Source organism: Pseudoalteromonas sp. L1, from assembly GCF_021728095.1.
GTDB lineage: Bacteria > Pseudomonadota > Gammaproteobacteria > Enterobacterales > Alteromonadaceae > Pseudoalteromonas.
Genome location: NZ_JAKKCT010000001.1, coordinates 1,082,779 through 1,108,285, shown reverse-complemented (window position 1 = coordinate 1,108,285; position 25,507 = coordinate 1,082,779). Strand labels below are relative to the sequence as shown.

Sequence of the window (25,507 nt, the reverse complement as noted above, 5' to 3'; positions counted from 1 at the left end):
CAATCTGAGGCCATTATATAGGGGTAAATTAATAAATCGCAAAGATTTAGCGCCTGTAAATCTAAATAAATTGTGATAGCATGGTCTGGAAATAATAACTAAAGCTCTGAAGACGGCGCTTTGCCTCTTTATGAGTCAATACTGAAGGAATGTGAAATCAAATGACTGATCTCGCCAATGAAATTCTGCCAGTCAATATTGAAGATGAATTAAAAAATTCCTACCTTGATTATGCGATGAGTGTAATCGTAGGACGTGCATTGCCAGACGTACGTGACGGCTTAAAGCCAGTTCACCGCCGTGTTTTATTCGCAATGAACGAACTCAATAATGATTGGAATAAACCTTACAAGAAATCAGCACGTGTTGTTGGTGATGTAATCGGTAAGTACCACCCACATGGCGACAGCGCGGTATATGACACCATCGTTCGTATGGCGCAGCCTTTCTCATTACGCTATATGCTAGTTGACGGCCAAGGTAACTTTGGTTCTGTTGACGGTGACTCTGCGGCAGCAATGCGTTATACGGAAGTCCGTATGGCGAAAATGTCACATGAATTATTAGCTGACTTAGAAAAAGAAACGGTTGATTACGTACCTAACTACGACGGTACGGAGCAAATTCCTGACGTATTACCTACTAAAGTACCTAACTTATTAGTAAATGGTTCTTCGGGTATCGCGGTTGGTATGGCGACAAACATTCCACCTCATAACTTAACAGAAGTTATCAATGGCTGTTTAGCGCTTATTCAAAACCCTGATATGACAATTGCTGACCTTATTGAATATATCCCAGGCCCGGATTTCCCGACTGCGGCGATTATCAATGGTAAAAAAGGTATTGAGCAAGCGTACCTAACGGGTCGTGGTAAAGTTTACATTCGTGCTCGCGCTGAAATCGAAGTGGACGAAAAAACCGGTCGTGAGACGATCATCGTCCACGAAATCCCTTATCAAGTTAACAAAGCGCGTCTTATCGAAAAGATCGCTGAGCTTGTTAAAGATAAGAAGATTGAAGGTATTAGCGCACTACGTGATGAATCAGATAAAGACGGTATGCGTATCGTTATCGAAATTAAACGTGGTGATGTTGGTGAAGTAATCTTAAACAACCTTTATGCACAAACTCAGTTACAAACTGTGTTTGGTATGAACATGGTTGCACTAGATAACAACCAACCTAAGTGCTTTAACCTTAAAGAAATGCTTGAAGCGTTTATCGTACACCGCCGTGAAGTTGTTACACGTCGTACCGTATTTGATTTACGTAAAGCCCGTGACCGTGCTCACACGCTTGAAGGCTTAGCGATTGCTCTTGCGAATATCGATCCGATTATCGAACTGATTCGTAAGTCACCAACACCAGCAGAAGCAAAAGCTGCATTAACAGCACGTTCTTGGGAGCTGGGTACTGTTAAAGCGATGCTTGAAAAAGCAGGTGAAGATAACGTTGCACGTCCTGATTGGTTAGCTGATGATTTAGGTATCCGTGACGGTCAATACTATTTATCTGAGCAACAAGCACAAGCAATTCTAGACCTACGTTTACACAAGCTAACGGGTCTTGAGCATGAGAAGATCTTAGACGAGTACCAAACACTCCTTGATCTAATTGCCGAGCTTTTACATATTCTTTCAAGCCCAGAGCGCTTAATGGAAGTTATCCGCGATGAGCTAGTAGAAATTAAAGAGCAATATGGTGACGAACGTCGTACTGAAATCAGTGCAGCAGCTCACGATATTAGCCTTGAAGACCTTATTAATGAAGAAGACGTGGTAGTAACGCTTTCTCACGAAGGTTATGTTAAGTATCAACCATTATCTGACTACGAAGCACAGCGTCGTGGTGGTAAAGGTAAGTCAGCAACGAAGATGAAAGATGAAGACTTCATTGAACGTCTATTAGTTGCTAACACACACGATACAATCCTGTGTTTCTCAACGGCAGGTCGCTTGTATTGGCTTAAAGTATATCAGTTGCCACTTGCAAGCCGTGCAGCGCGTGGTAAGCCAATTGTTAACTTATTACCACTTGAAGCTGATGAACGTATTACTGCTATCTTACCGGTACGTGAGTACGAAGAAGATAAATACATCTTCATGGCGACTGCATTTGGTACAGTTAAGAAAACACCACTTACAGCATACAGCCGTCAACGTGCGAGCGGTATCATCGCTGTGAACCTAAATGAAGGCGATAGCCTAATTGGTGTTGATATCACTGATGGCACGAATGAAATCATGCTATTCACTGATGCGGGTAAAGTTGTTCGCTTTAAAGAAGCGGAAGAATCAGCTGTTGTTGATGAAAACGGTAACCCAGTTCTAGACGAAAACGGTAACCCAGAAATCCGTTTCAAAGGTGTACGTCCAATGGGTCGTACAGCAACAGGTGTTCGTGGTATCAAGATGGCAGACGATCAACGCGTTGTGTCGTTAATCGTACCTAAGTCAGATGGTGCAATCCTCACTGTGACAGAAAACGGTTACGGTAAGCGTACTGCACTTGAAGATTACCCATCGAAGAGCCGTGCAACACAGGGTGTTGTATCAATCAAAGTAAGCGAGCGTAATGGCGCTGTGGTTGGTGCAGTACAAGTTGACGACAACGACGAAATCATGATTATCTCGAATCGCGGTACCTTAGTACGTACCCGTGTAAACGAGGTTTCTACGGTTGGTCGTAATACTCAGGGCGTTATTTTGATACGAACTATTGACGAAGAGCAAGTAGTTGGTTTACAACGTATCGAAGAAATCGAAGTTGATGAGCTTGAAGCCATCGAAGGCGAGGCCGTTGAAGTAGTCGATACAAATCCTGAAGAAACGGGTGATAACCCACCTTCAGAATAACATTGATTTAAAAAGCGGCTTCGGCCGCTTTTTTTATTAGCACTATAATTACTGGAATGAGGCAAAGTAATGACTAAATATAATTTTTGTGCAGGACCGGCAATGCTGCCGCCGGCAGTTATGCAAAAAGCACAAAAAGAATTTATAGATTGGCAAGGTTTAGGTGTATCTGTGATGGAAATCAGCCATCGCAGTAGTGATTTCATAGAGCTCACTGCTAAATGTGAAGCTAGCCTGCGTCGTTTAATGAATATTAGCGATGAATTTGAAGTGTTATTTATGCACGGCGGTGGCCGTGGTCAATTCAGCGCAGTTCCGCTTAATCTTCACCTTAATGATAAAACCGCTGTTTATTGTGAAAACGGTGTGTGGTCAAAAGGCGCGACACAAGAAGCCGCAAAATTCACTGCCGTTGAAAGTATCAATGTGCGTGATGATGAGCAGCAAAATGGTCAGTTTTCTATTAAACCAGCGAGCAGCTGGGAATTACCTGCGGATGCGTCGTACATTCACTATTGTCCAAATGAAACCGTAGATGGTATTGAAATTTTTGATGTGCCTTCACATCCGTCAGCTCCCATTGTGGCTGACATGTCTTCGACTATTTTATCGCGCGAAATTGATGTGAATCAGTTTGATCTTATTTACGCTGGTGCACAAAAGAATATCGGTCCGTCTGGCTTATCGATTGTTATTATCCGCAAAACGTTACTTGAGCGCGAGGGCCTTGCAAAGCCAGGTATTCTTGATTACGCCTTAGAAGCAAAACAAGGCAGCATGTATAACACACCACCTACATTTGCGTGGTACTTAGCGGCTGAAGTTTTTGAGTGGCTCGAAGCCAATGGCGGCGTTAAAGCCATGGAAGAGCAAAATATCGCAAAAGCAGAGCTACTTTACAATTTTATTGATAACTCTGATTTTTATAATAATAAAGTTGCTAAGCATTGCCGTTCTCGTATGAACGTACCGTTTTGGTTAAACGATGAATCGCTTAATGACAAGTTTATCAGTGAGTCAAAAGAAGCTGGTTTATTAGCTCTTGAAGGCCACCGTATTGTCGGTGGTATGCGTGCAAGTATCTATAACGCGATGCCGCTAGAAGGTGTTCAAGCTTTGGTTAATTTTATGGATAAATTCGCCAAGGAGAACAGCTAATTATGGAACAGCTTCGTCTTGAACCGATTACAAAGGTAAATGGCAGTGTGACACTGCCTGGCTCAAAAAGTTTATCAAACCGTATTTTACTGTTAGCAGCGCTGGCAGAGGGCACCACAGTTGTAGAAAACCTACTTGATAGTGATGACATTCGTCATATGTTAGGTGCACTAAAACTTTTAGGCGTTAATGTATCGCTTAATGAAGATAAAACAGTGGCAACTGTCGAAGGGGTTGCCGGTAAATTTAAAACACCTAGCGAGCCGCTATTTTTAGGCAATGCCGGTACTGCTTATCGTCCACTTACAGCTGTTTTAGCTGCTGTTGAAGGCGAATACCAACTGGTGGGTGAGCCTCGTATGGAAGAGCGCCCAATCGGCCATTTGGTGGATGCGCTACAAGCACTTGGCGGTGATGTTGAATACCTAAAAAGTAAAGATTATCCGCCTCTGGCCATTAAAGGCGGCAAAATCAACGGTGGTAAAGTTGAGATTGATGGCAGCATTTCAAGTCAATTTTTAACTGCATTATTAATGGCAGCCCCGCTATTTAATGGCGACACAGAAATCACTATTAAAGGTACCTTGGTATCAAAACCTTATATCGATATCACCCTTGATGTGATGAAGCGTTTTGGCGTTATTGTGAGCCATGACAATTACGAAACGTTTTACGTTAAAGGCTGTCAACAGTATCAAGCACTTGAACGTATAATGGTTGAAGGGGATGCATCTAGTGCTTCTTACTTCGTTGCGGCTGCTGCAATAGCGGGCGGCGAAATTGAGATCAATGGGGTAGGTGCTGTATCTGTTCAAGGCGATATTGGTTTTGCCAAAGTCATGGAACAAGTTGGCGCTAAAATTGATTGGTACGATGAAAAGCTGGTGGTTCGTAAGGGAGAGCTGAACGCTGTAGATATTGATGCCAATGCAATTCCTGATGCGGCAATGACGCTGGCAACTGTTGCGCTTTTTGCAAAAGGTAAAACGGCCATTCGCAATATCTATAACTGGCGTGTAAAAGAAACAGATCGCTTGTATGCCATGGCCACAGAGCTTCGAAAAGTAGGTGCTGAGGTTGTTGAAGGGGAAGATTTCATCGAAATTACACCACCTAAAACATTTAACGATGTAGCGATTGATACTTACAACGACCACCGTATTGCCATGTGCTTTGCGATGGTGGCAGTTGGTGGTAAGCCAATAACCATTAACGATCCTAAGTGTACATACAAAACTTTTCCAACGTTTTTCAAAGTACTAGAGTCTGTCTCAAGTCAATAAAACAGAAGAAAATATAAAAAGTTACACTCTAAATGCGGATCTATTATCAGAACTGGCGTATAATATCGCGGTTTTATTTTGGTGTGCATTGCAGGAGGTTATAAATGCAGGCGTTATCAATGCCCGTTATCACCATAGATGGCCCAAGTGGTTCAGGTAAAGGAACTGTTTGCCGCTTGTTAGCCGAGAAATTAGGTTGGGATGTATTAGACAGCGGCGCGATTTATCGTGTGTTGTCACTTGCGGCACTCCATCATCAAATTGAATTAGACAATGAAGAAGGTCTTGTTCCTCTTGCTGCAAATTTAGATGTGCAATTTTTGGTTGATAGCCAAGCACACACATCGAAAATTATTTTGGAAGGCGAGGATGTCACAACCACAATTAGAAACGAAGAAGTAGGGGCTGCTGCCTCAAAAGTAGCAGCACTGCCGCGAGTTAGAGAAGCATTGTTACGCCGCCAGCGAGCATTTAGAACTGAAAATGGTTTAATTGCTGACGGTCGCGATATGGGAACGGTCGTGTTCCCTGATGCTCCACTAAAGATATATTTGACAGCTTCTGCTGAGGAGCGCGCGCGTCGACGTTTTGCAGAGTTGAACCAACGTGGTCTAGATGTTACACTAAGTGGTCTACTTGAGGATATAAAGGCGCGTGATCATCGCGATATGAATCGTGAAGTTGCGCCGCTTGTACCTGCAGATGACGCGATTGAAATCGACACAAGTGATTTTAATGCAATGCAAGTGTTTGATAAAGTTGTAACTTTGTTAGATGAAGCAGTACTTGCAGGTAAGCTTCCTAAAGCTAAAAAGTAAATTTTTTAAGGTGCCGGCAGGAGGCCAGTGCTATTTTAACAACCCCATGCAGCATGGTTGCTAATTGGTTATTTAATTATTTAGAGACGTATAATGTCAGAAAATTTTGCGCAGTTATTTGAAGAAAGCCTAAAGGGTTTTGAAGCAGAGCAAGGCTCTATCGTTAAAGGTACAGTTATCTCAATCGAGAACAACATCGTACTTGTTGATGCTGGTCTTAAATCTGAGAGTGCAATCCCTGCTGAGCAATTCAAAAATGCTGCTGGTGAACTAGAAGTTGCTGTTGGCGACGAAGTAGATGTTGCACTAGATGCAATCGAAGACGGTTTCGGTGAAACTATCCTTTCTCGTGAGAAAGCGAAGCGTCACGAAGCGTGGATCCGTCTTGAGAAAGCGTGTGAAGAGCAAGAAACTGTTACTGGTGTTATCAACGGTAAAGTTAAAGGCGGTTTCACTGTTGAAGTTGATTCAATCCGTGCTTTCCTACCTGGTTCACTTGTTGATGTTCGTCCAGTACGTGACACAACTCACCTTGAAGGTAAAGAGCTTGAGTTCAAAGTAATCAAGCTTGACCAAAAACGTAACAACGTAGTTGTTTCTCGCCGTGCAGTTATCGAATCAGAAAACTCACAAGAGCGTGAAGAACTTCTTGCTAACCTTGTTGAAGGTCAAGAAGTTAAAGGTATCGTTAAGAACCTTACTGACTACGGTGCGTTCGTTGACCTTGGTGGTGTTGACGGTCTACTACACATCACAGACATGGCGTGGAAGCGTGTTAAGCACCCTTCAGAAATCGTTAATGTTGGCGACGAAATCGCAGTTAAAGTTCTTAAATTCGACAAAGAGAAAACTCGTGTATCTCTAGGCCTTAAACAGCTTGGCGAAGATCCATGGGCAGCTATCGCTGGTCGTTACCCAGAAGGTTCTAAGCTTTCTGGTCGTGTAACTAACCTTACTGACTACGGTTGTTTCGTTGAAATCGAAGAAGGCGTAGAAGGTCTAGTACACGTTTCTGAAATGGATTGGACTAACAAGAACATCCACCCTTCAAAAGTTGTTTCACTAGGTGACACTGTTGAAGTTATGGTTCTTGAAATCGACGAAGAGCGTCGTCGTATTTCTCTTGGTCTTAAGCAATGTATTGCTAACCCATGGCAAGAATTTGCTCGTCTACAAAACAAAGGCGACCAAGTTACTGGTAAGATCAAATCAATCACTGACTTCGGTATCTTCATCGGTCTTGAAGGCGGTATTGACGGTCTTGTTCACCTTTCAGACATTTCTTGGAACACGCCAGGCGAAGAAGCTGTACGTGAATTCAAGAAAGGCGACGAAATCACTGCTATCGTATTGCAAGTTGACCCAGAGCGTGAGCGTATCTCTCTAGGCGTTAAGCAAATCGAAGCTGACCCTTTCAATAACTACCTGGACGCAAACAAAAAAGGTGCTATTGTTAAAGGTAAAGTGACTGAAGTTGATGCGAAAGGCGCAACTGTTGAGCTAATCGAAGGCGTTGAAGGTTACATCCGTGTAGCTGATATCGCTCAAGAGCGTGTTGAAGATGCTACAACTGTAGTTTCTGAAGGCGACGAAATCGAAGCGAAATACGTTGGTGTTGATCGTAAGAACCGCACTTTAAGCTTATCAGTTAAAGCTCTTTTCGAAGCAGAAGAGAAAGAAGTACTAGAAAAGCTTAAGAAAGAAGAGCCTGCGTTCGAAAACGCAATGGCTGCAGCATTCAAAAATGCTCAAAAAGACTAATCTATAGTCTTTAATTGGAAGGGCAGTTTTGCCCTTCCTTTATCTCTTTTTAAGGAAACGTTATGACTAAGTCAGAATTGATAGAACAACTAGCTGAACAACACGCACACATCCCAGTGAAAGATGTTGAAAATGCCGTTAAAGAAATTCTTGAACAAATGGCCGGTTCATTATCTAGCTCAGATCGTATTGAGATCCGTGGCTTTGGAAGTTTCTCATTGCATTATCGTTCTCCACGCACAGGTCGTAATCCAAAGACTGGCGAAACAGTTGAGTTAGACGGTAAGCACGTACCACATTTTAAACCAGGTAAAGAATTACGTGATCGCGTAAATGAGAGTATTGCCTAGTTTTATACAGGAGTAGTTACTTGTTTAGGGTATTAAAAATTGTATTAATAGCGCTGTGTTTATTTATTGCGTTTGTACTTGGTTCACAAAATCCACAATTGGTGCAAATCAACTATTTAATTGCCAGTAATACGTTGCCCTTAGCTGTTGTAATAAGTATCTGCTTTGTTTTAGGTGTCGCCATTGGTTGTTTTATAAGCTTTACACTGTTTTCGCAGTTAAAGTGGCAAAATTATCGCTTAAAGAAAAAGTTAGCGCCTGAAAAAAACAATAAAAAGCTTGTTGCTAATAAAGACACCTAACCATGATTGAGCTTCTGTTTTTACTTTTACCCGTTGCAGCCGGTTACGGTTGGATAATGGGTAAAAATAGTGCTAAAAACCAAGCTCATCAGCTTAATAGACAAATCACCTCTGAATATTCTAAAGGCCTTAAATTTCTCTTAGACAGAGAAGAAGATCAAGGCTTAGAACACCTTATTAATCTACTTGAAGTCGCTGCTGATTCAGTTGAACACTACTCAACACTTGCCACCATGTTCCGCCGCCGTGGCGAACTTGACCGCGCAATTAAAATTCATGAGCTGTTATTAAAACACCCAAGCCTTGATGAGCAACAAGCTGCTACTAGCCGACTTGAGCTTGCTGAAGATTATATTATGGCAGGCTTATTGGATGGCGCAGAAGAACACTTAGTTTGGCTTGTAAAGGCGGGAAACAAAGAAGCGTTAGAGCCAATTATTAATCTTTATTCACAAACCCGTGAATGGGAAAAAGGCATTAATATGTACGAGGCACACAGTGATTTGTTCACTAAACCTCAACATATAAAAGCCATTGCCAACTTTTACTGTGAAGCGGCCTTGCAAGATAATGATACGCAAATTATGCGTAAAGCCATTAGCTTAAACCACAAAGCTATTCGCCCATTGTATGAGCTTGGCCACAGTGCATTTATTAAAGAAGATTACGTAAAAGCAATCTACTATTGGCGTGAGCTAATTTGTCAATTTACTTTTTTTGCCCCTGTATTTGTTGAACAGCTAGCTATAAGTTACGAAAAGCTTAATTTAACTCATCAATTTCATGAGCTACTCAACGAGCTGCTCGATAAGGGTGGGGTACTTATAAAAATAAAACACTGCCAAGCTTTACTAGAACAAGGTCATATTGATCAAGCAATAAAATTTTTAACGGATAGTTTAAAGCGTCATCCAACTATTCGTGGCTTTAGCTTCTTATTACAGCTACTTGCTAAACAAAATAATGATATTAAAGATGTGCTAGACCAAATTGATAAGCTAGTTACGTCTTATATCGCAACCAAACCTGATTTTCAGTGTCAACACTGTGGCTTTACTAGTCATACCATTTATTGGGTATGTCCATCTTGTAAGCACTGGGAAACAATTGTTCCAAGCCGTGGCATAGACGGTTTTTAATTCATATTAGTCCATTAGTTTTTAGGAAAGTTATGTCTGTCGAAGATTCAAAAAAAGTATTAATTGCCCTTGATTATGATGATCAACAAACAGCCCTTGCGTTTGTAAAGCAATTATCGCCTGATACGTGTCGCCTTAAAGTAGGCAAAGAAATGTTCACGTATTTTGGTCCTAGCTTTGTTAAGGAACTAATCGACTTAGGTTTTGATGTATTTTTAGACCTAAAATTTCACGATATTCCAAACACAGTGGCTAAAGCTGTAACAGCAGCTGCAAAAATGGGTGTATGGATGGTTAACGTGCATGCCTCTGGTGGCGTTGAAATGATGACCAAAGCAAAACAAGCTTTAGAGCAGTTTGGTGATGATGCTCCATTACTGATTGCAGTAACTGTACTAACCAGTATGGATGCTGCAGAGCTTACTCGTTTAGGTGTAGATAAAACGCCTGAAGAGCAAGTCATTTACCTAGCAAACCTTGCCAAAGAATCAGGCCTTGATGGGGTAGTGTGCTCAGCACAAGAAGCGAAAAAGCTAAAAGCAGAACTAGGCGCAGACTTTAAACTCGTTACCCCAGGCATTCGTCCAGCAGGCAGCGATGCAGGTGACCAAAAACGCATCATGACACCAAAACAAGCAGTAGAAGATGGCAGCGACTATTTAGTTGTAGGCCGCCCAATCACCCAATCGGCAGACCCAGTTGCAACACTAAAAGAAATTAACGACTCACTAAAATAACTTCGTTATTTTAAAATAGTCTTTAAAGAGCATTGTAGGAACGCGGTTTATATCGCGCTATATACAATGCTTTTTTTTGTTTGTGATGTTACTGCTAAATCTTAAATTTAAAATCAATTATTTAACCTTGCTTAATTGCTGGGTAGCAGTCTTTTGGCGTGTGTAAATAAAGTTGTTTATATAGCAAATTTGATTAAGTTTTCTAGAAGGTATTTTTTGTAGGTAAAGTCATAGAATAAACAACACCAATTCGGACACACCGAGCTGATAGCTTATCAGTCAAACAAGCGATTATGCAATACAAACTGCGTGTTGGATAAGTACTAAAGTGTTGGGTATTTAAGAGATGGTTTTAGTTCTTATAAACTACTAGTGCCACCTTGGTTATATCAATATTTTTAATGGCTGGATTTAAGAAATTTGGTATGGAGTATATTGATTGACAATAAAATACCCTAAGCGATATAGTGCTACACTTAAAGGATTCAAGGATGATTGTTAGCTACCTTTTAGTTAAATAATCTCCTAATATTATGGAGTATAAAAATGGATTTAGCCAGCGCAAGCCCGCAAAAAAATGCCCTTACTTTAGAAAGATTTGAAGAACATCTACATAAGGCGATTGATAAACCAACCACAAACTTTCGAATGATAAGAGTAGGTCCTTCTAGACAAGGCAGAAGAAGAGAAATAAAAGTTCATAATGGCGCTCACCGAGCAACATGGGCTAAAACAATCATTAATAGCCGTTTGAGAACCATCAGCATTAATGTATTTCTTAACTTTAAGCAAAATAATTTAAGTCAGGCAGATTATAGAAAATTAAAAGCTCTCGCTATGGAGGGTATTAAGCAGTATTGGTCTAATACTATAACTGTTGATGGGGTGCGCTTTAACGTAATAGTCAACGCTTTACATAAAAGCAGCAGTGATGCTATTCCTGTTGACTTAAAAATAGAAGACAGTCCTGATTATAGCAGGTCAATAAACCCTGCAATATTAGGTATAGATGCAAGCTTTATCTACCAAAGAGGTCAGAGCGCGAACCGTATTCCAGAAAAACAAATTGATAATGATTTTAAGTTGGTTTCAGCGCATGAATTTGGTCATTCTGTATTAATGTATGTTGGTGGTATCAGTTTATCTTGGGGTCATAAAGGTTCTACTAACCCGCTATTTCAGAATATAAAATCATCTACACTTGGATACCCTATGAGTGGTAACCTTGATTTAATGAAATATTACGATAAGAACAAGCAAAAAGAAGAAAAATTTCAAAGAGTCAATGATTCAATCGCCATGGAAATAGATATTAAACGCTTAATATGGAGTTCTGAAATCCTATGGAAAGCTTAATAAAAAGCTATAAATATTTACTGATAACACTGATAACACTGATGACTATCCTACTCAGTGCCTGTTCAAACATTTACTGGGGAAATATTATAAATGAAACCAACGACGTTATTAGAGTGAAGCTTACCTTTGTTAACGAATACGGCACTCATTTTTTGCAAATGAAACCAATCAAAGCGAATGAAAATAGTATATGGGAATATGAACAGTCATCACTGTTAACAGACAAAATGGATAAAGATTTATCTACGGTTGAGGCAACAAATAATGCAGGTTGTACCATTATTTTTGACCGTAAAGAGATAGAAAAAAAAGTTGGAAACAATAGGCAAATAATAGTGATTGAACCTCAAGATTTTATTGATGCTTGCAGTAAAAAGTAAATATAGACTTGATAAACATCATGAAAATTAAACCTCATGCACTTTTAAATTGGTACGTATTTGATTAATAACTTAAATACCTAACAAGGGTTTTTAAGTTAGACTCGTAGCAGTTTGCTCGGTTCCACTTCGTTTCACATTTTGGCAAACAATTACTTGTCGCTTAAAACGCTGTTAATTTACCAATCAAGATCTTCGCCCTAAATTCAAGGATAGGGTGAAGAATCAATCATAAGTGGTTTTGTGGTAGTTGTGACTGACTAAGTACCGCTACAACTAAAATGAAGCCGTCTTCTTTTGTAAAGTAAGCTGTGTGCTTACCAATTGGGAAATAAAATCCTTTGGGGTAAATATTCTCGCAACTTCGGCCAACTTCTGGGTTGTCAGCAAGCATTTGAAATCCAGTTAGTAACGTATCTTTGTAGTTGAGCCACTGCATCTGTGAAAAATGATTAACGGTGTAGTTTCTTATTTTTAATAAATGAGCCTGAGCTAATTTGCTAAGTTTGTATTTCTGCTCTTGCATAGCGGATTACAAGGCGCTTAAGAAGTCTTCACCATCGACCACATTGCCTTGCGCTAAGTCTTTTTTTGCTGACTCGAAGCAATGTTTAAGGTAATCAGCTTTCATTGCCTCTAGCTCTTCAAAATCTTTAATAGACATTACTACTACGGCGTCTTTGCTGTTTTTGCTAATCTTTACTGGCTCACGTTGGGCGCTAAGAAGTAGTTCACCAAAATTACGTTTCGCATCATTTGCTGTTAATGTGTGCATAGTCCAATCTCCAAATCTGGATTTACAATAAGATTATAGCTGGCCGCATGAAATGTTCAATCTAATTAAATCGTGCGATCTTTAGGAACCTTAGCATTGCATTGTTCACATCTTAACAGGGCGTTTCCAATGTCTGCTTATGGCACAATGCTATCTTTCATTTCTAAATAAATAGTGTTAGAAAATTTACTGCGTCTATTCATTAAAGCTATTAGTACCTCTAAAACCAAAAAAGAGTAAAGCTTTTCACTTTACTCTTTCTTAATCACTTAATACAGACGAGCTTACAGCTTACTTAAGCCTAATCGACGTCGCTTCAATGTCAATCAAACCTTGCTTAAACAAACCGCCAATGGCTTTTTTGTAGTTTGCTTTACTGGTTGAGAAGGTCTTTTTTATTGCTTCAGGGTCTGACTTATCACCTAGGTGAAGTACGCCGCCTTCGGCTTTTAATTTTGCTAAAATCTTTTCGCCTAGGTCGTTCACTTTGCCCATGCCTGGCTTTTCAAGCAGCACATCGATTTTGCCGTCTTCACGTACTTTTTGAATAAAGCCTTTTAAGCGCTGGCCTACAAATAGCTTTTTAAATACGGTGTTGTAGTAGACAACGCCAATGTGGGCTTCGTTCACGAGCACTTTGTAACCTAGGTCTGTTTTACCCGCAACGATTAAGTCAACTTCTTCCATCGTTGCGTAAGTTGGTTCTTCTTTCGATAAAAACTTATTAAAGTTGCTCGATGCACAAATACGTTGGCTGGCGTTATCGAGATATAAACGAACAAGATACGAAAAGCCGTCTTTCATTTTTGGCTTTTGCTCGTTGTATGGCGCAAGTACGTCTTTTTCGAGGCCCCAATCCAAAAACGCACCAGTGCTGTTGATTGCTTTAACACGTAGTAGGGCATATTGGCCCACTTCAGCTAAAGGTTTTTTTGTGGTGCCTGTTGGGTGACCTGCGTGATCTAAGTAAATGAATACTTGCACGCTGTCGCCAGCTTCTAGTTCGTAATCAATTTCTTTGCTTGGTAAGAATACTTCGCCTAAATCACGGCCATCTAAATAAGCACCTTCGTTAGACATTTCGTTAACGAAAAGGGTTTGTGTGGTTCCTAAAATACTCATTGTTATTCCTGTTCTGGCTTTTTCTTACGGCGCATTGGAGCAAAACCATCTACATCAATTGGTGCTTGAATAGGGGCTTTAGGCTTTTTAGGGGCTGCTTTGCGTTTTGGTTTAGCAGGTTTAGCGGCCACTTTTTTCTCTGCTTTTTTCCAAACTGTGTTTGGTTTTTTCTCACGCAGACCTTTAAATTTACCAACAAGGCCGTCAACGGTGAAAAAGCTTAATTCATCATTTAAAAATGCTTTAATTGCTTTGTAGCTAGGCCAATCTTTCGGGCCCACTAACGAAATAGCAGTACCTTTAAAGCCTGCGCGACCAGTACGACCAATACGGTGTACATATTCTTCAGCATGTTTTGGTAGATCAAAGTTAATTACGTGGGTCACGCTTAATAAATCAAGACCACGTGATGCAACATCGGTAGTGATCAAAATTTTAAAGTTTTCACGGCTAAAGGCATCCATGATTTCAAGGCGCTTAGCCTGTGTTAAGTCACCCGCAAGCGCTTGCGCTTTAAAGCCTTTATCATTTAACAGCTGGCTTAAACGCTGGGTGTCAGCTCGTGTTGCAGTGAAAATAATGCATTGGCCAACATTGTCTTGTTTTACAAAGTGCTCAAGTAGCGCTTCTTTGTGATCTAGATGATCAGCTAAATAAAGTTGCTGAGTAATATCACTATGTTGCTCGTTAGAAGCACTTAACAGTATTTGTTTTGGTGAGCGTAATAAGTTACGTGACAGAGCATCAACTTGTGCATGGTCAAGGGTTGCTGAAAACAATAATGTTTGGCGTAAACGGTGATCAGCAAGCTCGTTGATCATTTTAACTTGATCGGTAAAACCTAAATCTAAAATACGGTCAGCTTCATCAAAAATTAACAGCTCTAAGCCTGAAAGCTGTAATGAGCGTTGACTTAAATGGTCAGCAATACGCCCCGGTGTGCCTACTACAAAGTGCGGGTCTTTACGAAGTGCTTTAATTTGATCGTTAAAGTTTTCACCACCCAGTATTTTTACTGCACTAATGTTTGTGCCTGCAATTAAAAGTCTTAATTGGCTGTATACTTGGGTTGCTAATTCGCGTGTAGGCGCAACGATCAAAACGCGAGGGTCGCGTTTACTGAGTGCTTTTTGTTTCATTACGCGCTGTACAGCAGGTAATAAAAACGCCAGCGTTTTGCCCGATCCTGTTTTTGACTGTGCAAAAATATCATGGCCTGCGATAGCTGTTGGTACCGCGTGAGCTTGAATGTCAGTGGGCTGGGTGATGCCTTGATGCGCAAGTTGTTTTTCGAGGCGTGTATCAATCCCAAGTTCAGTAAAATGCAATGCGTAATCTCCGATGAGCAAAATTGTAAATCCTGTTCATTATAACGCACTTGCCTCACTTGGAGACAGTAAAAACACAGCTATTTCGCATCAGTTTTTGCAATTATCGCTAATTCGCGTAAAATACGCGCCCTCAATGCGCCGGATTTGCGATTCGGTTAACGCCCCACATGGGCATTTAAAGCAAAAGGTAAAACCATGACTGCTGTTCATAAAGACAATGTAACGAGCGAGCACTTTGTTGTTTGCGCACTTTACAAATTTGTAGCCCTTCCTGATTTTGAAGCGATTCGCCAACCACTACTTAAAGTAATGGAAGACAATGAAGTACGCGGTACTTTGTTACTTGCGGCTGAAGGTATTAACGGTACTGTTTCTGCTAAACGTGAAGGTATCGATAACCTACTTGCATGGTTAGATTCACAACCAAACCTAGATAACATTGTGACTAAAGAGTCATACGATGACGAATGTCCGTTCTACCGTACTAAGGTAAAACTGAAAAAAGAAATCGTCACTATGGGTGTTGAAGGTATCGACCCACGTGAAGTAGTGGGTACATACGTAAAACCAGCTGATTGGAATGCGTTAATTTCAGACCCTGAAGTGATTCTTATCGATACGCGTAACGATTACGAAATCGAGATCGGTACTTTCCAAAATGCCGTTGATCCAAACACGAAGACATTCCGCGAATTCCCTGCATGGGCGAAAGAAAACCTAGACCCAGCAAAGCACAAAAAAGTCGCTATGTTCTGTACCGGTGGTATTCGCTGTGAAAAATCAACTGCGTACATGAAAGAGCAAGGCTTTGACGAAGTATTCCACCTTGAAGGCGGTATTCTTAAGTACTTAGAAGAAGTGCCAAAAGAAGAAACCATGTGGGAAGGTGAGTGTTTTGTTTTCGATAACCGTGTTGCGGTAAATCACGATTTACAAAAAGGTTCTTACGACCAATGTCACGCGTGTCGTATGCCAATCACTGAAGAAGAAAAGCAAAAGCCTGAATACATGGAAGGTGTTTCGTGTCATCACTGTCACGACAGCCTAACAGAAGAGCAACGTGCCCGTTTTGCTGAGCGTCAAAAGCAAATCGAATTAGCACAGGCGCGTGGCGAGGGTCACATCGGTAACGAAGCCCAAGAAGTTCTTCGTAAGCGTAAAGAAGCTAAAAAAGCGCAAAAAGAAGCACAGCGCCAACAGTAATTCTTAGCTCTATGAATTGATAGAAACCCCAGCATTGTCTGGGGTTTTTTTGCGTTTAATTATAGTGAAAACTTCAATGTCGTTCCTTAATGGTGTACATTAGCGCTGCTTTTGATAAATTTTATACAACCAACTAATTTTTAAATATTTTATACAGAGCTTTAAATTGGCTAAATATAGCGATTAGCCTGCCTTGCTATTTAAGAATGTTGGAACAAAAAGAGAAGGATATCTATGAAATTAAAGCTTACAACAGCGGCACTATGCCTAATGCCGTTAATGTCGCACGCCAATTCTAATAATGAGTTCAGTTACTTTGGTTTGGCTCTACAAAACAATAATTACGATATCAATTTTATCCCTTCGATAGAGCAAGATTCTTTCGCACCACTAAATTACAGTGATGAACAGTCAGGTAAAGGCTTTAGAGGTTTTTATGGTTATCAGTTTAACCAATATTTTGCCGTTGAAGTGGGACTAGGTTTACCAGGGGAAGCAAACTTTAATATTTACCGTGATACGGTCAATGATAAAAATGAACCGACTAAGGAGACTGTGTACGAGGGAGATTTTAAAACACTTTCTTTTGATACACGAATTATTGCCACTTACCCAATTACGGGGAGTTTTTTCCTAAGAGCACATGCTGGTGCCTACGTCTGGGACAATGACTTTAGCTACTTACAAGAATCAGCAGAATCTTATAGCGTGGTTGAAAAAAGTGATACCGGAGTATCCTTGTTAACGGGCTTTGGTGTTGGCTATGGTTTTAATGATAACGTAGCGGCTACAATCGACTATGAAAAAACAGACATAGCTGATATCTCAACACAAACAATCGTGGCATCGCTTGTGTTTAGGTTTTAACTCTATAGAACTAGTTACCAAGGTAAACATCTAGTTGCTCGATTTATTTAAAAAGTGAGTAGCCATTGCCATACTACTCACTTCTCATTATTACTCTTTACTCAGTACCAGCGCTATATCAATTAGCTTATAATATTTTGCTTGCAGCCCTTGATTAATACGCTTAACCAGTCTTTATAATGACATTAGCCGCACTGAACTGCTATTAATCGAACATATCTTCTTATTGATCACAAAGCTGTTACACTTCGTAACAATTAAAACGATTCTTATTTAGGTGAAATTTTGAAGCTTGGCAGATTTCAATCATGGACATTTTTAGCCTGTATTAGCTTTATAACAGTAGCGCATGCAGCAAATGTTGTCGTACAACCCGTTAGATTAGAACAAACAAAACAGCAAATAAAAGCGGTTGGTAACGCTGAGGCAATTCATTCTGTAACACTTTATCCTGCTGTAGGGGATAGAGTCACCCATGTACATTTTAAACCAGGAGACAATGTCGAAAAAGGTGAATTGTTGCTCGAGTTAGATTCTCGCCGTCAAAAAGCAGCCCTTACAGAAGCTCGAATTACATTACAAGATACTGAGCGCACTATGAAGCGATTAGTTGAAAGTCATGCCAGAGGAGCTGTCCCACAAAGTGATCTAGATGATGCTAAAACCTTATTTGAACTGGCTAAAGTTCAGTTAACTCAGGCTGAAACTGAATTAGAAGACCGCCAAGTGCGTGCCCCATTTAGTGGCGTGATGGGTCTTACCGACGTTGAAGTAGGCGATAGGATCACAACCCAAACAGCTATTGCAACGATTGATGACACAACTGAGCTTTACATTAACTTTAATGCGCCAGAGGCCGCAGTTAATGTATTGCGAAGCAAAGGCAGTGTGGAAGTGATTCCTTGGCTTAGCGAAAAAGCTTACGAGGCAAAAATTGCACAATTGGATTCGCGTATAAATGGACAAACGCGCACTTTAAGAACGAAAGCAAAACTTGATAACTTAGCCAAGCAGTTTATGCCGGGGATGAGCTTTCGAGTAAATATAAATATACTTGGTGATGATTTCGCTGTAGTACCTGAAGCTGCCATGATGTGGGGCGCTGCAGGCCCTTATGTGTGGAAAAGTGCTGATAATAAAGCAACCCGTGTTGATGTCAAAATTGAACAACGATTAGCAGGGCGTTTACTTGTGTCCGGTGGATTAAAAGAAGGTGATTTACTCGTAACTGAAGGTGTTCAGCGTTTACGACCTGACCAAGAGTTAGTTCATATTAATAATATTAAACTGGCCAAGGAGCAATAATGAAACAGCAACCTATGATGGAAGATTTACCATCAATGGCGATACGTCGGCCAGTATTAATTGTGGTGCTGAATTTGTTGATCATCATTGCTGGTATTGCGGCGATTGCAGGTGTTGAAGTTCGTGAATTACCTGACGTGGATAGACCTCGAATTACTGTTTCAGCCTCATTTCCTGGTGGCTCACCTGAAACTGTTGATACAGAGGTGACCAGTAAGCTTGAAGGAGCTGTAGCAAGGGTAAGTGGCGTTAAGACTATTCGCGCTCAAAGTGAAGAGAATAACGCTCGTATTGTGGTTGAGTTTCGCCCCGGTGTTAATCTGGATGATGCAGCAAATGAAACCCGAGAATCAGTCGCGCGTGTTCAGCGTGAACTACCTGAGGAAGTTGAACGTGTATCTATTATAAAAGCCGATAACGATGCCGAAGCGGTTGTATCGTTAACGGTATCAAGCGACAGCTTATCACTTGAGGCGTTAACAGAGCGCGTTGATGTCGATTTAGCACCGCAGTTTTTAACTATTCCAGGGGTTGCTGATGTACGCTTAAACGGTGACCGCGAACGCGTATTACGTGTTCGAATAGACCCACTTAAACTGAGTAGCTTTAATTTAACCGTGCCTGATATTGCTAACGTGCTTCGTCAAGCGCCTTTTGACGTACCTGCGGGAAGTTTAAAGTCGAGCGATCAACAAGTGATTGTGCGTGCCGATGCAACGTCTATTTCTGCTGAGCAGGTAGCCGATATAATTGTTCGTAATGATACTCGAATTGGTGATGTCGCTGCGGTGTATTTTGGCCCTGCAGATCCGCGCTCATTTGTAAGACTCAATGGCACGCCTGTGATTGGTATGGAAATTATTCGTCAAGCACAGTCAAATACTATCGAAATCTCTGATGAAGTTCTTAGCTTAATTGAAGGAATGCGCGAACGTTTTCCTGAAATGGAGTTTACGCTTACCTCTGATGACGCACAGTTTATTAGAAGCTCCGTTGATGAGGTTATCAACTCTTTATTACTGACAGTGTTGCTGGTGGTGATTACGCTTTGGGTGTTTATTGGCTCATGGCGAGCAACCCTTGTTCCTGCCTTTGCAATACCCGTGGCATTAATTGGATCGCTCGCGCTTATTTGGGCACTTGGTTTTTCGATTAATATTTTAACTTTATTGGCGTTAGTGTTAGCTACAGGTCTAATTGTTGATGATGCGATTGTGGTGAGTGAAAACATACAGCGGCAACGTGGTTTAGGGTTGGGTAGGCGTGCAGCAGCGGTAATTGGCACGCGTGAAGTATTTTTTGCAGTAGTAGCAACGACCGCAGTACTTGCCGCAGTATTCGTGCCTATCGCTTTTTTACCTTCAACAGCAGGGCGACTGTTTAGAGAATTTGGTGGGGTACTAGCCGGTGCAGTAATTATTTCCAGCTTTGTGGCCCTTTCATTAGTACCTGCACTGACCTCTAAGCTGAAATTAAAGCAAGGTGGTTTTCATCCTTTCGCTAAATTGGGACATGGTTTAGCAGCAATATATAAACGCTCTATTCATGGTGTGCTTGAACATGCATGGTTAACATTTTTTGCGTGTTTATTGGTTGCTGCAGGCTCTGGTGCACTTTATTTCAATTTAGATAATGAGTTATTACCGACAGAAGATCGCGGCAAAATTAGGATTTTTGCCCGTGGCCCAGATGGGGTTGGCCTTAATTTTATGGATAGGCAAGCTGTGCAGATGGAAGATATTTTATTACCTTATGTTGAAAGCGGAGAAATTGAGTCAATTTACACTGTAGTTGGGCAGTGGGATCCTAACATCGTATTCATTACAGTTCCGTTAAAACATTGGGATGAACGTCATTTTAGTCAGCAAGAAATTATTGATAAAATTCGCGAACCATTAGGTAATATTCCAGGCGCTGCGGGTTATCCCGGTGGCTCAAATAGCTTGAACTTACGTGGTCAAGGTGGGGGAATTGAGCTTGCATTACTTGGCCAAGACTATTTAGAAATATTTAAAGCCGCACAAGACTTCTCTGCTGAAATTGAAAAAGCGATGCCAGCTGTTGCCCCTGTGCGGATTTCGTATCAGCCATCGCAGCCACAATTGCGAGTTAATATTGATAGGCGCCGTGCTGAAGAGTTAGGGGTATCGCTCAGTGATATATCAGTGACGCTTCGAGCGGCAATCAATGGTGATGATATCGCCGATTTAAACATTGGTGACCAATCAATCCCAATTATGCTGCAAGCTCAAAACCAAACAATAACGAACCCTGATGATTTAGCTAATCTATATGTTGGTACGCGCGATGGCGAGCTAGTACCACTTAGCAGCGTCGCAACTATTACGGAAGAAGGTGTTGCTGCAGAGCTTGAGCGCCATGCACAGCGTAGAGCCATTGAGCTTAGTATGGAGTTACCTGAAGATGTGACAATCGCTGAGCTGGTCACTAAAATTCGTGAAATTTCGCAGCAAAGTTTACCAAGCGGTATTAGCCTTGCGTTCAAAGGTGAAGCCCTTACCTTTGAAGAAACCGCCAATGAAGTACTTGTAACCTATGTTTTAGCATTCTTAATTGTTTTACTTGTGTTGGCAGCCCAGTTTGAGAGCGTTAATAGTGCCATAGTGGTAATGATAACCGTACCATTTGGTATTACATCAGCAATCTTAGCTCTTTATTTAACGGGTACATCATTGAATATTTACTCACAAATAGGCCTTGTGATGCTAATCGGTTTGATTGCTAAAAATGCGATCTTACTGGTGGAATTTGCTGACCAGCTACGGGATCAAGGCCGCTCTGTTAGAGTTGCAGTTGAAGAGGCCGCTTTAGTGCGTTTACGACCTATTGCCATGACATTGGTCTCAACCTTACTGGGTGCTTTACCGCTCATTCTTTCAACGGGGGCGGGAGCTGAAGCACGAAATGCAATAGGCTGGGTTGTATTTGGAGGCTTAGCACTTGCTGTGTTATTTACGCTTTATTTAACCCCTGTTATTTACCTCGGTTTAGCGCGTTTTACTAAACCTAGAGGGGATGAGTCTAAACTACTTGCCGATGAGCTTGAAAAAGCTTAATTCATTAAAATCGGCTATTTTTCTTTGAAAAAATAGCCGATTACGCTCACAATCAAGAAAAAGTTTCTGACTAGGTACGCATATGCAAGCCGAACACATCGATATTGCTCAATTTTTGAAAGATCACGCTCCTTTTGATGATCTCCCTGATGAGGCCATTAATAAACTCGCATCACAAGTTGAAATTGCTTATTTTCGCGCAGGTACACAAATATTAAATTATGGCGAAGATATCGCTGATTTATACGTTATTCGTACCGGTGCGGTTGAAATGTATCGTCGTGACGGAGACTTGTATAACCGTTTAACTATTGGCGGTATTTTTGGGCAAATGGGTTTGCTAATGAATCGCAAAGTTCGATTTCCAGCAAAAGCACTTGAAGACACACTTGTTTATTGTATCAATGTAGAGTTATTTAATCAGTATTGTGATCAGTTTGAACCCTTTGCGGACTTTTTTGAAGCCGATGGCAATGTGCGCTTACATCAAGCAATCGTTGAGCAAGCTGATAGTAACGACTTAACTACAGCCAAGGTAAAATCTTTATTGCACCGTGATGTTGTAACGGTTGCCAAAGATGCAACAGTTCAAATGGTGGCGCAGGTGATGACACAAGAGTCGGTTTCGTCAGTTCTAGTCACTGATGCAGACAAACCTATTAGTGATGACCCCGATGATGATGACGGTCAAGTAGTGGGGATCATTACCGATAGAGACTTACGCTCAAGTGTGATTGCAAAAGGGCTGAGTTATGAGTCACATGCTCAGCAAATAATGCAAACAGATTTAGTACTCCTTGATAGCAATGCGTATGTATTTGAAGCCGTTCTTGCGATGCTTAGAGACAACATTCATCACTTGCCTATTGTGGTGAAGAAAAAGCCTATAGGTGTTATTTCATTATCCGATATTTTACGTTATGAGTCGCAAAGTAGCTTGTTATTAGTGCGCGGTATATTAGCACAGCAGTCGGTGGAAGATTTAGCTCATTATGCAAGGCAACTGCCGAGTGTGTTTGTACGTATGGTGAATGAAGATGCCAATTCACATATGATTGGTACGGCAATGGCTGTAATTGGGCGCACATTTAAACAACGCTTGCTTGATTTAGCTGAAGAGCAGTTTGGCCCACCGCCTGTTCCATATTGTTTCATTGCATTAGGGTCTATGGCACGAGATGAGCAGTTAATTGTGACCGACCAAGACAATGCCATTATTCTTGATAATAGTTTTGATGAGTCTTTGCACGATGATTATTTCCAAAAGCTCGCTGATTTTGTCTGTGATGGCTTGGCTGAGTGTGGTTATAAGTACTGCGATGGTGAAATTATGGCGTCATTTAAAAAGTGGCGTTTAACACGAGAGCAATGGCAAGAACAATTTGCAGGCTGGATAGCAGAGCCTAAGCCTCAAGCTTTATTACACAGTTCAATCTTTTTTGATTTGGACGGCGTTTATGGCAAAACCAAATGGGCTGATGAATTAAAGCGTTTTATTGCAAAAGAAGGGCGTAGCAATAAACGATTCTTAGCCAATATGGCAGCGAATGCGCGTAACCGAACTCCACCGCTAGGCTTTTTTAAAGATTTCGTTTTAGAGCACAATGGTCAGCACAAACGCTCTATGAATTTGAAACGCCGTGGGACAGCACCTTTGTCTGATGTTATACGTGTACACGCACTGGCAATTGGTAGTCGAAAGCAAAATTCATTTGAGCGCATTGAAGATATTATCGATGCAAAGCTTCTTCCTGAAGGCAAAGCGCAAGACTTACGAGATGCCCTTGAATATATCGCTATGATCCGTATTCGACATCAAGCATGGCAAATTGAAATGCTCGATGAAGAACCTGATAACGATTTAGAGCCACATTTGCTATCACCTTTTGAGCAGCGAAACTTAAAAGAGGCGTTCGCTATCTTAGATAAAGCGCAAAACTTCTTAAAATTTCGCTATTCAGCCAATTCAGGAATGAAATAATGGCTGCTCACCCTTCAAAAATTGATTGGCCGAAGCGTTATGAGCTGTTAGCTGAAAAAAGTACGCACCCAGTGATTAAAAGTTTCTACCAGTCAGCTGTATCAAATGCCAGTTTACCAATTAGTGAAGTACCATTGGTCGCATTAGATTTTGAGACGACCGGTCTAAATTTTGATAAAGATGATATTGTTAGTGTGGGGTTAGTCCCTTTTACATCAAAACGAATTTATTGCAAAGACAGCGCCCATTGGCTCGTTCAACCGCAGCAAAAGTTAGATGAAGAGTCTATTGTCATACATGGAATAACACACTCTGAGCTCAAACATGCCCCTGATTTTTCGTCAATTATGGAGCCGGTACTTAAGGCTTTAACAGGTAAAGTCATCGTGGTTCATTTTGCGCCAATTGAAAGGCACTTTTTGTATCAGGCAATGATGTCACGCGTTAATGAAGGGGTAGAATTTGCTGTTATTGATACATTAGAGCTTGAAAGAAGGGCTCTGAAGGCAAAGCAGGGATTACTAGGCCGGTTATTTAACTCCAAACTTGGCTCGGTAAGGTTAGCTGATTCACGAACACGCTATTCGTTACCCGCATATCAAAATCATAATGCTTTAAATGACGCCATAGCAACCGCCGAGCTTTTACAAGCGCAACTCGCTTACCATTACCGACCTGATACTGAATTGTCTCAACTCTGGTTTTAGATTTTCAGTAAGGAGCAATTGTGAAAATAGATGATATTAAGCTTTTTATGCTGGTGGTTGAGTTACAAAGCTTTTCAAGTGCCGCAGAAGCGCTGAATCTACCAAGATCGACCGTGAGCAGACGAATTAGTGAATTGGAAACACAGCTGAGTGCCAAGTTACTAATTAGAACAACACGTAATCTAACGCTAACGACCACGGGGTTAGATTACTACAACAATATGCTGAATATTATTCCTCAACTTGATAAAGCGAATGAAGTTGTAAGAACTCAAAGTCACAGTCCAACAGGGCGTATAAAAATAGGTTTTTTAAATGAATCAGACATTCTTTGTCATGATATTTTGCAGGGGTTTTTACGTCAATACCCGAACATTCAGATCGAAACTCACCTAAGTAGCTTGGGTTACCATGACATTATCAGCTATGGTTTAGATGCCAGCATTCATATTGGACCGATAGCAGACAGCTCCTTTGTAGCGCGCCAAATCAAGCCTTTTAAACGTAAGTTATATGCGGGCAGGCAATACATTGAAAAGTTTGGTAAACCTAAGTCGTTAAATGAGCTTCAAGATCATTCTATAATTTTACTGCGTTGGCCTGATGGTCGGCTAGAAAATACCCTGCAATTTCAAACTGAAAGTGTAGTCGTAAACAGCCAATTAATTGTTAATAACTCCTATTTTATAAGACATAGCGTATTAGCTGGCTCAGGAATAGCATTGATGCCTGAGATTGTTGTGAAAGATGCCCTAGCTGCTGGGGAAGTCGTTGACATACTGCCAGAATACGAAACTATGATTGAGGATATCTGGTTAGTTTACCCAAGTAGGCAGGGTACTTCTCATGCCGCTAGGTTATTTATTGATTATTTCTTAGATGAAGTAAACAAGTGGCAGTGATTGTCTCAATAAATGGAATAGTGTTTGCCGCTACAGGCTAATTATCTCACTATTATTAAATAATATAATCGCTTTCCCAAAACAACATATGG

Annotated in this window: 22 protein-coding genes; 18 read left to right on the top strand and 4 right to left on the bottom strand. The window is 40.9% G+C overall.

Annotated features, from left to right (window positions below; genetic code table 11):
- The first annotated feature begins 161 nt into the window (after window positions 1–161).
- The 11 genes from gyrA (at window position 162) to L3V38_RS05135 (ending at window position 12,145) form a co-directional block, all read left to right on the top strand.
- On the top strand, window positions 162–2,858 hold the full coding sequence (gyrA, locus tag L3V38_RS05185; protein WP_237118610.1) for a DNA topoisomerase (ATP-hydrolyzing) subunit A: 2,697 nt from the start codon (window positions 162–164) through the stop codon (window positions 2,856–2,858).
- A 69-nt stretch (window positions 2,859–2,927) separates the two neighbouring features.
- Window positions 2,928–4,016 (top strand): 3-phosphoserine/phosphohydroxythreonine transaminase, encoded by a 1,089-nt coding sequence (gene serC, locus L3V38_RS05180; protein WP_130149812.1) that lies wholly within the window; start codon window positions 2,928–2,930, stop codon window positions 4,014–4,016.
- A 2-nt stretch (window positions 4,017–4,018) separates the two neighbouring features.
- The gene (aroA, locus tag L3V38_RS05175; RefSeq protein WP_237118609.1) at window positions 4,019–5,299 is read left to right on the top strand and encodes a 3-phosphoshikimate 1-carboxyvinyltransferase; all 1,281 of its coding nucleotides are present in this window, start codon (window positions 4,019–4,021) and stop codon (window positions 5,297–5,299) included.
- Window positions 5,300–5,403: 104 nt separating this feature from the next.
- The gene (cmk, locus tag L3V38_RS05170) at window positions 5,404–6,117 is read left to right on the top strand and encodes a (d)CMP kinase (RefSeq protein WP_237118608.1); all 714 of its coding nucleotides are present in this window, start codon (window positions 5,404–5,406) and stop codon (window positions 6,115–6,117) included.
- Window positions 6,118–6,210: 93 nt separating this feature from the next.
- On the top strand, window positions 6,211–7,878 hold the full coding sequence (rpsA, locus tag L3V38_RS05165; RefSeq protein ID WP_062569026.1) for a 30S ribosomal protein S1: 1,668 nt from the start codon (window positions 6,211–6,213) through the stop codon (window positions 7,876–7,878).
- A 62-nt stretch (window positions 7,879–7,940) separates the two neighbouring features.
- Window positions 7,941–8,228 carry an integration host factor subunit beta gene (gene ihfB / locus L3V38_RS05160; RefSeq protein WP_062569027.1) on the top strand — a complete coding sequence of 96 codons (288 nt, stop codon included), beginning with the start codon at window positions 7,941–7,943 and terminating at the stop codon, window positions 8,226–8,228.
- Window positions 8,229–8,248: 20 nt separating this feature from the next.
- The gene (locus L3V38_RS05155; RefSeq protein WP_062569028.1) at window positions 8,249–8,530 is read left to right on the top strand and encodes a LapA family protein; all 282 of its coding nucleotides are present in this window, start codon (window positions 8,249–8,251) and stop codon (window positions 8,528–8,530) included.
- 2 nt (window positions 8,531–8,532) lie between these two features.
- Entirely contained in the window at window positions 8,533–9,669 is a 1,137-nt protein-coding gene (gene lapB / locus L3V38_RS05150) for a lipopolysaccharide assembly protein LapB (protein WP_130149815.1), read from the top strand.
- 32 nt (window positions 9,670–9,701) lie between these two features.
- On the top strand, window positions 9,702–10,406 hold the full coding sequence (gene pyrF / locus L3V38_RS05145; protein ID WP_063705476.1) for an orotidine-5'-phosphate decarboxylase: 705 nt from the start codon (window positions 9,702–9,704) through the stop codon (window positions 10,404–10,406).
- Between the two features lie 546 nt (window positions 10,407–10,952).
- Complete coding sequence (locus L3V38_RS05140; protein ID WP_237118607.1) at window positions 10,953–11,762, top strand: hypothetical protein; 810 nt, start codon at window positions 10,953–10,955, stop codon at window positions 11,760–11,762.
- The gene (locus L3V38_RS05135) at window positions 11,750–12,145 is read left to right on the top strand and encodes a hypothetical protein (protein ID WP_237118606.1); all 396 of its coding nucleotides are present in this window, start codon (window positions 11,750–11,752) and stop codon (window positions 12,143–12,145) included. The genes L3V38_RS05140 and L3V38_RS05135 overlap by 13 nt, the downstream gene beginning before the upstream one ends.
- Before the next feature lie 229 nt (window positions 12,146–12,374).
- On the opposite strand, the gene L3V38_RS05130 is transcribed toward L3V38_RS05135, so the two are convergent.
- The 4 genes from L3V38_RS05130 to L3V38_RS05115 form a co-directional block, all read right to left on the bottom strand.
- Complete coding sequence (locus tag L3V38_RS05130; RefSeq protein ID WP_237118605.1) at window positions 12,375–12,671, bottom strand: type II toxin-antitoxin system RelE/ParE family toxin; 297 nt, start codon at window positions 12,669–12,671, stop codon at window positions 12,375–12,377.
- Between the two features lie 6 nt (window positions 12,672–12,677).
- A complete protein-coding gene (locus tag L3V38_RS05125; protein WP_237118604.1) occupies window positions 12,678–12,920 on the bottom strand; it encodes a type II toxin-antitoxin system Phd/YefM family antitoxin in 243 nt (80 codons plus the stop codon).
- A gap of 291 nt (window positions 12,921–13,211) precedes the next feature.
- Window positions 13,212–14,042 carry a S1-like domain-containing RNA-binding protein gene (locus L3V38_RS05120; protein ID WP_237118603.1) on the bottom strand — a complete coding sequence of 277 codons (831 nt, stop codon included), beginning with the start codon at window positions 14,040–14,042 and terminating at the stop codon, window positions 13,212–13,214.
- 2 nt (window positions 14,043–14,044) lie between these two features.
- The gene (locus L3V38_RS05115) at window positions 14,045–15,370 is read right to left on the bottom strand and encodes a DEAD/DEAH box helicase (protein ID WP_237118766.1); all 1,326 of its coding nucleotides are present in this window, start codon (window positions 15,368–15,370) and stop codon (window positions 14,045–14,047) included.
- Window positions 15,371–15,568: 198 nt separating this feature from the next.
- On the opposite strand from L3V38_RS05115, the gene L3V38_RS05110 reads away from it, so the two are divergent.
- The 7 genes from L3V38_RS05110 to L3V38_RS05080 all read left to right on the top strand — a co-directional run bounded on the left by L3V38_RS05110 (window position 15,569) and on the right by L3V38_RS05080 (window position 25,415).
- The gene (locus tag L3V38_RS05110) at window positions 15,569–16,576 is read left to right on the top strand and encodes a rhodanese-related sulfurtransferase (RefSeq protein ID WP_166340207.1); all 1,008 of its coding nucleotides are present in this window, start codon (window positions 15,569–15,571) and stop codon (window positions 16,574–16,576) included.
- 234 nt (window positions 16,577–16,810) lie between these two features.
- Entirely contained in the window at window positions 16,811–17,443 is a 633-nt protein-coding gene (locus L3V38_RS05105; RefSeq protein ID WP_237118602.1) for an outer membrane beta-barrel protein, read from the top strand.
- Between the two features lie 285 nt (window positions 17,444–17,728).
- Window positions 17,729–18,748, top strand: a complete 1,020-nt coding sequence (locus L3V38_RS05100; RefSeq protein WP_237118601.1) for an efflux RND transporter periplasmic adaptor subunit — start codon at window positions 17,729–17,731, stop codon at window positions 18,746–18,748.
- Window positions 18,748–21,825, top strand: a complete 3,078-nt coding sequence (locus L3V38_RS05095; RefSeq protein WP_237118600.1) for an efflux RND transporter permease subunit — start codon at window positions 18,748–18,750, stop codon at window positions 21,823–21,825. The genes L3V38_RS05100 and L3V38_RS05095 overlap by 1 nt, the downstream gene beginning before the upstream one ends.
- An 82-nt stretch (window positions 21,826–21,907) precedes the next feature.
- Window positions 21,908–23,806 (top strand): DUF294 nucleotidyltransferase-like domain-containing protein, encoded by a 1,899-nt coding sequence (locus L3V38_RS05090; RefSeq protein WP_237118599.1) that lies wholly within the window; start codon window positions 21,908–21,910, stop codon window positions 23,804–23,806.
- Window positions 23,806–24,513: a 3'-5' exonuclease gene (locus tag L3V38_RS05085; protein WP_237118598.1), complete on the top strand. Its 708-nt coding sequence runs from the start codon at window positions 23,806–23,808 to the stop codon at window positions 24,511–24,513. Before L3V38_RS05090 ends, L3V38_RS05085 begins: the two co-directional genes overlap by 1 nt.
- Window positions 24,514–24,533: 20 nt before the next feature.
- Window positions 24,534–25,415, top strand: a complete 882-nt coding sequence (locus L3V38_RS05080; RefSeq protein WP_237118597.1) for a LysR family transcriptional regulator — start codon at window positions 24,534–24,536, stop codon at window positions 25,413–25,415.
- Window positions 25,416–25,507 lie beyond the last annotated feature (92 nt).